This is a genomic window from Inquilinus sp. (assembly GCF_057815775.1).
Genome location: NZ_JBYRFX010000586.1, coordinates 1 through 6,482, shown reverse-complemented (window position 1 = coordinate 6,482; position 6,482 = coordinate 1). Strand labels below are relative to the sequence as shown.

Below are 6,482 nucleotides of genomic sequence, written 5' to 3'. Positions count from 1 at the left end.
AGCGCCACGGCGACGCCCCGCAGCGCGGCGTGCGCCCGCACCATGGCGTCGAGCGACCCCTGGGCTGCGAACTTGTTGGGCGCGGTAATGTATGGTCGCCCGGTGAGCTCGGCGATCTTCGCCGCCACCTTGACGCTGAAGCCCGGCGGTGCGTTGAGCCCGGTTCCCACCGCAGTGCCCCCGATCGCCAGCTCCATCAGCCCCGTCCGGGCATGGGCCACCTCGGCCATCGCTTCGCGGATCTGATGAGCGTATCCCGACCATTCCTGACCTACCGTGAGCGGCACGGCATCCTCGAGGTGCGTGCGGCCGACCTTGACCACGTCCTTCCAGTCCGCCGACTTCACCTCGATCGCCTTCGCCAGCGCGTCGAGCTGAGGGAGCAGGCGCTCGTCGAGTTCCTTGGCGGCCGCCACGTGCATCGCCGTAGGGAAGGAGTCGTTGGACGACTGGCCCATGTTCACGTCGTCATTCGGGTGCACGGGCGTCTTGCTGCCGAGCTCCCCGCCGAGCAGCTGTATCGCCCGGTTCGAGATCACCTCGTTGACGTTCATGTTGCTCTGGGTGCCGGACCCGGTCTGCCAGACGAACAGCGGGAAGTGCGCGTCGAGTTCGCCCGCCACAACCTCGTCGGCGACCCGGGCGATCACCGCAGCCTTCCAGGGCTCAAGGCGGCCGTCCGCCTCGTTCACCAGGGCGGCCGCTTTTTTAACCAAACCGTAGGCGTGGTAGACCGCCTTGGGCATGCGGTCGTCACCGATGGAAAAGTGGATCAGGCTTCGCTGCGTCTGGGCGCCCCAGTAGCGGTCAGCCGGCACCTTCACGCTGCCCATGGAGTCGGTTTCGGTTCGCTCGCCCTTGGCGTCGAGCCCGATAGGCAAGTCCTTCATATCGCGCCCGTCCTGGCCGTCCGCTTCCGTGTGCGCGGCCATGCTCAGGCCTCCTCGCGGTAGACGGGCTTGTAGAGCATGGCCTCGATCCAGGGCCGGATCTCGCGCGGGCGCTCGACCGTCGCCAACCCGTTATCGAACATGTATTCCGCAACACGGGTCGCGGTGGCGACCTGCGTCTCGAGGATGTTGGCCTGGCTGGGGAACAGCATCCCTTTGTCGCGCATCTCCTGGCTAACCTGGTCGGCGCTGGCCTGGGCCGCCTCGATGAAGCACTCGTCGGTGATGCGGGTCGGGCGGACCGCGAATGTGGCCAGTCCGACCGCCGGAAAGATGTAGAAGTTGTTCGCCTGCCCCGGATGGAAGGTTTTCCCATCCACCGTCACATCCGGGAACTGCACACCGGCGGCGTAGAGCGCCTTGCCCTTGGTCCAGGTGTAAGCCTGCTCCGGGGTGCACTCTGCCTTCTCGGTCGGGTTGGACAGCGCGAAGATGATGGGCCGCTCGTTGAGCTTGGCCATCGCCTCGACCACGCGCTGGCTGAAGGCGCCGCCTTGGGTGCTAACGCCGATCAGGACTGTCGGCTTGAACGTCTCAATCGCCTTCGTAAGGTCCTTGGTTGGCTCGGCCTTGTGGGCGTAGACCTGTTGCGAGGACGACAGGTCTTTGCGTGAGGGCTCGACCAGCCCGTCGGCATCGAATAGCGAGATGCGGGCTGCCGCGTCCTCCTGGGATAGGCCCTTGCTTCGCATCGCGGTGACGATGAGGTTGCCGATCCCGATGCCGGCCGAGCCGGCGCCCAGGAATAGCACCCGCTGATCCGTAAGCTTGGCGCCGAGGATCTCCAGCGCGGTGGTCAGTCCGGCAAGCGTGACGCTGGCCGTTCCCTGGATGTCGTCGTTATAGCAGAGGACTTTGTCAGAGTACTTGGCCAGCAGGCGGATGGCGTCCGTGCCCTTCCAGTCCTCGAAGTGAATGCAGCAGCCGGGGAACACCTCCTGCACCGCCTGGACGAACTCGTCGACGAATGCGTCCAGCTCTTCGGTCGGCGGAGGGGCCTGCCGCAGGCCGAGATAGAGCGGGTCCGCACGCAGCGCCGCCGTGCTGGTGCCGATGTCCAGCAGCACCGGCAGGCACGAGTCCGGCGGAACGGCCGCGCAGGCCGTGTAGAGCTGCAGCTTGCCGATCGGTATGCCCATGCCATTGGCGCCCAGGTCGCCCAGGCCGAGGATGCGGCCGCCGGTCGACACGCAGATGAACCGAACATCTCGCTCGGGCCAGTTGCGGAGCACCTCCGCCACCCTGCCCTTCATGTCGTGCGACACGTACATCCCGCGCGAGCGCCGGTAGATGTGGCCGAACTTGAGGCAGACCTCGCCGACGGTCGGGTCGTAGACAATAGGCAGAAACCGCGCCGGGTCGCTCATCACCACGCGATAGAAGAGCGTCTCGTTACGGTCGAGCAGGCCAGTCAGGTAGATGTACTGCTCCAGGCCCGAGGACTTCTGGTCGAGGTGCCCGAGCGCCCTCTCCGCTTGGCGGTCCAGGGTTTCGACTGCGTGGGGCAGCAAGCCCTGCAGGCCGAACCGCTCCCGCTCTTGAAGGGTGAAGGCCGTGCCCTTGTTCGTGCGCGGATCCTCGAGGATGTTCCGGCCCTTGGCCGCGTGCTCGAAACCATGATCGGCGTTCATGTGAACTCCTTTTCCAGAAATTTGCGGGTGACCGTGTCCCTTTCGGGGGTCTGAAAGTGAGACTTCCCCAGAACCGCTCGCCCATGTTGTTCTATGGGCTCGCTTAAAAGGGATAGCTGGCTACCTGGGCAGTGGTCCTGATCCAGACCGTCTGGGATCGGGCGACCCAGCGTTCGGCGGGAATAGCGCACGGTAGATCTCCGTTTAAGACGGTATTTACTGAATAACAGTCCACATACCGCTCCATATCAAGTAAAACTGGAAAGCCAGTGTCACTGGAACACTTCATCCTACCCGCTGGCCCGCAATCGTCGTCTCCTCATCTTCTCGATCTGACAGCTCGTCAGTTCTTACAATCTGGATATTGAGCCGCTCGCAGGCGGCAAAAAGAGATGTTGTGAACCTATCACTCCGGCTAATAGGATCTTCTGTTGCGTGCGTGGCCCCGGGGAACAGATGCGGTTCTGGTCCCGGACGGACCCTGCCGGTGGCTGGTGACGCCCGCCGTCCAGATCGGCCGCAACCGCACCGCCTCGTAGGCTGCGCGCCACCGCGCCGCGCCGAGGACACCGCCTCTCCGGACTAACCAGGCCTGAGGGCATTCGATGCCTTGCCTAAGCCGGGGACTGCCGTCCTGGCGACCAGTTGGAAGCGCGGTGGGATATCCCGCTCGGCGCTCGGTCAGCTCTGTGGCCGCCGTGGGTCGTATGACCGCGGCCCTGCTTGAAAGGGCGGGAGCGGAGGAGAGCGTCGTCGCCCGCGACCAGACCCTTGCGGCACTGAGGTGCCAAGGATTGCGCCCTATGGTGGACGGCAACTCGCCGCAAGCCCTCAGTCGAGCCGCTGCCGATCCCGCCGAGCTCGGCTCCCAGGACTGCGTTACAATTGAAACGTTTCGTCGCGGTTACACCGGCGGCGTCTACCCGGTGAGGAACGCGGACGAGTCTCTTTGGCGATATCGCGAAGGGTGCCCCACTGCCCTAGCCGGACATCATAGGCTGTGATCATTGATGCAATAGCCGACGAATGTCGTCAACTATTGGACACCGTGGCATGGAACTTCAATAGCGGTCCCTATGAGTCGGAATGATAGGTTCACAACAAGCCTGTTTCAACATCTGACCACGCCGTAGTTCTTGCCCGGTGAAGAGCACCTGATGGTGCCCGTTGATGACCAGATGGACACTCGACATGCCCACGGCGCGTATCGACTTGGTCAAAGGGAAGCCTGCCGACTACCGAGCAAAAGTGGCCCACTTATCGAGGGATTGTGGAGGTACTTGAGGCGCCGGAGGATAACTACATGCGTGGAGCATGAGCATGAGCATGATCCTGAGAACTTCTTTTGGCCGAAGAACTTCTTAGGCCTGGACCACACACCGGACATCATCTTCATCCAGGTCGTCACGACAGTTGGAGCCACACTCCCAGCATGACCCGCGCCGCTCTAGCTTATTTTTCGGGAGCATGTGTATCGGCCTCGACCACTCCGATTGTCCCAGATCAAGTCTGCACCTGATAAAGTAGGAGTCGGTGACCGCATGGCCGCAACCTCAAAGAAGGAGACCATGGCTGTGAAACGGGCTCTGATAGCCCTCGGCGCAGCTGTGCTCGCATACGGCTCACCCGCGTTTGCCCAAAGCGGCGACAAGCCGGTTTCCGTGGTTTTGGTCCACGGAGCCTGGGTTGATGGCTCGGGTTGGAAGGCCGTTCATGATGCACTCGAGCAAGATGGCTACGAGGTCCTCGTGGTTCAAAATCCGACTGTCACGCTGGAAGCTGACGTTGCTGTGACCTGGCGCGCTATTGCGCAGGCGAAGCATCCCGTCGTCCTCGTCGGTCATTCCTATGGCGGCACCGTGATCACGGAAGCTGGCAACAATCCCAAGGTTCGCAGCCTCGTCTATGTCGCCGCCTTCGCTCCGGATGCCGGCGAGTCATCGAAAACGCTGTCGTCCCGCCCCGTTTCGCCGGGAACAGCAAAGGCGCCCGTGCTGCCGCCTGTCGAAGGCTTTATCACGCTCGACAAGACAAAGATGCCCATGTCGTTCGCTGGAGACGTCGACCCGAAATTGACGCGTTTCATGGCTGACTCCCAGGTTCCTTGGGGTGTGGGTGGGGTCGGTGGAAAAATCACGAAGCCAGCCTGGAAGTCGAAGCCTGTCTATTATCTGATGACGACCGAGGATAAGATCGTTCCGCCGGTGCTCCAGCGCTTCATGGCGGAGCGTGCCAAAGCGAAGATCGTCGAGCAGGCGAGCAGTCACGCGGTAATGCTGTCTCACCCGGACACGGTTGTTCGGGTGATCGAAACCGCCGCAGGGGCGCTGAGTTCTAGCTTGAATGAGAGGGGTGCGATCAAAGATCCACCCCGTCAGAGCGTAGCGGCGTGGGCACGACGAATTCACGCTGAAAAGCTCGAGTAGGTGAAGCCCTTAACCGGAAAGTCGATGATCATGGCTTATCAGTCCGTTCCCCCCACCACGACTGATGCGGGCATTCCCGTTCAGAGCGACGAATTCTCCCTGAGCGTCGGCAGCGATGGGCCGATCGTCCTGAACGACCATTACCTCCTGGAGCAGATGGCAAACTTCAACCGGGAGCAGATCCCGGAGCGGCAGCCTCATGCCAAGGGCAGCGGCGCCTTCGGTCATTTCGAGGTCACCGCCGATGTCTCGCGCTACACCAAAGCCAAGGTCTTCCAGCCGGGCACGCGCACCGATGTCGCCGCGCGCTTTTCGACTGTCGCGGGCGAGCGCGGCAGCCCCGACACCTGGCGCGATCCGCGCGGCTTCTCGGTGAAGTTCTATACTGAGGAGGGCAATTTCGACATGGTCGGCAACAACACGCCGATTTTCTTCGTGCGCGATCCGATGAAGTTCCAGCACTTTATCCGCTCGCAGAAGCGCCGTGCAGACAACGGCCTGCGCGATCACGACATGCAGTGGGACTTCTGGACGCTGTCGCCCGAGAGCGCGCATCAGGTCACCTACCTGATGGGCGATCGCGGGATACCGAAGACTTGGCGCGAGATGAACGGCTATTCGAGCCACACTTACTCGCTGGTCAACGCCGAGGGCGAGAAGTTCTGGGTAAAATTCCACTTCCACACCGATCTTGGCGACGGCAACGCGTATTTTACGCAGGACGATGCCGACAAGATGGCCGGCAAGGATGGCGATTATCACCGCCGCGACCTGTTCCAGGCGATTGTCAGGGGAGATCACCCGAGCTGGACGCTCTACTGGCAGATCATGCCGTACGAAGACGCCAAGACCTACCGCATCAACCCGTTCGACCTCACCAAAATCTGGCCGCATGCTGACTACCCGCTGAACGAGGTCGGCAAGTTGACGCTGACCCGAAATCCGACCGACTTCCACACTGAGATTGAGCAACTCGCCTTCGAGCCGAACAACATGGTGCCAGGCATCGGTCTGTCGCCCGATAAGATGCTGCTGGCGCGCGGCTTCTCCTACTCCGACGCGCATCGTGCTCGCCTTGGTGTCAACTACAAGCAAATCCCGGTCAACCAGCCGGTCGCTCCGGTGCACAGCTACTCGCAGGCCGGCGTGATGCGGATGAAGAAGGCGGTCGACCCGGTCTATGCGCCCAACAGCTACGGCGGCCCGGCAGCGCAGCCGTCACAGCACGAGGCCGGCCTTTGGCAGGCCGACGGCGAAATGGTCCGTACGGCTTACACTCTGCGCGCCGACGATGACGATTGGAGCCAGGCTGGTGCGCTCGTCCGCGACGTAATGGACGATGCCGCCCGCGGGCGGCTGGTCGAGAACGTCGTCGGGCATTTGAGCGACGGCGTTAGCGAGGAGGTGCTCATGCGCGCCTTCGTTTACTGGCGCAACATCGACGAGCAGACCGGTCGCCGCATCGAAGCCGGTGT

At 62.5% G+C, this 6,482-nt stretch carries 4 protein-coding genes; 2 read left to right on the top strand and 2 right to left on the bottom strand.

Annotated elements, in window-relative coordinates:
• Positions 1 to 932, bottom strand: a 932-nt coding sequence (locus AC3XYG_RS20465; protein ID WP_489141714.1) for a lyase family protein, incomplete at its 3' end; no start/stop codon positions are given.
• Positions 933 to 934: 2 nt separating this feature from the next.
• The gene (locus tag AC3XYG_RS20460; RefSeq protein WP_489141713.1) at positions 935 to 2,581 is read right to left on the bottom strand and encodes an NAD-dependent malic enzyme; all 1,647 of its coding nucleotides are present in this window, start codon (positions 2,579 to 2,581) and stop codon (positions 935 to 937) included.
• 1,541 nt (positions 2,582 to 4,122) lie between these two features.
• Here AC3XYG_RS20460 and AC3XYG_RS20455 point away from each other — a divergent pair.
• Together AC3XYG_RS20455 and AC3XYG_RS20450 are read left to right on the top strand one after the other, a co-directional pair.
• The gene (locus tag AC3XYG_RS20455; protein ID WP_489141712.1) at positions 4,123 to 5,007 is read left to right on the top strand and encodes an alpha/beta hydrolase; all 885 of its coding nucleotides are present in this window, start codon (positions 4,123 to 4,125) and stop codon (positions 5,005 to 5,007) included.
• Positions 5,008 to 5,031: 24 nt separating this feature from the next.
• The coding region (locus tag AC3XYG_RS20450) for a catalase (protein ID WP_489141711.1) at positions 5,032 to 6,482 on the top strand (1,451 nt) is incomplete at its 3' end.